This is a genomic window from Streptococcus sp. WM07 (assembly GCF_004570525.1).
In the GTDB taxonomy this organism is placed as follows: domain Bacteria; phylum Bacillota; class Bacilli; order Lactobacillales; family Streptococcaceae; genus Streptococcus.
The window spans coordinates 1-486 of the sequence record NZ_SPPZ01000163.1; the positions used below are offsets into that span (position 1 = coordinate 1).

General features: G+C 38.7%; 1 protein-coding gene. It reads left to right on the forward strand.

Annotation, left to right across the window (positions count from 1 at the left end; all coding sequences use genetic code 11):
* The coding region (locus tag E4T71_RS08875; protein ID WP_135038964.1) for an LPXTG cell wall anchor domain-containing protein at positions 1-353 on the forward strand (353 nt) is incomplete at its 5' end.
* Positions 354-486: the final 133 nt, after the last annotated feature.

Consider the following 486-nt stretch of genomic DNA (forward strand, 5'->3'; position numbering starts at 1 on the left):
CAGATGGAAATCCCTTGAAGCCAGTTGATCCAATAGATCCAAGTAAAGGTTATGTACCGCCATCAATTACAGATCCAAACGATCCATCCAAGGATACACCGGTACCTTATGAGAAAGATCCGGAACCTAAGCTAGAACTAAAACCTAAGCCAGAACCAAATCTTGATCCTAAACCAACTCCGGGTATACAATCTAAGTCAGTTCCAGATTCTGATTCTAGGAAGCTAAGCTTTGTAGCTGATGAATTACCTGAAACTGGTCAGGAAGATTCACCTGCTCTTGCAGCTTTAGGAGTAAGCATGATTTTGGCGACTGTAGGAATGAAATCTCGTAAGCGCCGGGAAAAAGATTAGAATTAGAACCCAAATTATTCATACCTCAGAAGAATCTGTGTAAATGCCTAAAAAATCATCAGAAACAACCAATAACCAATTGGAATTTCTGATGATTTTTATTATTCACCAAATTGTTCTAGGGATAAAAATG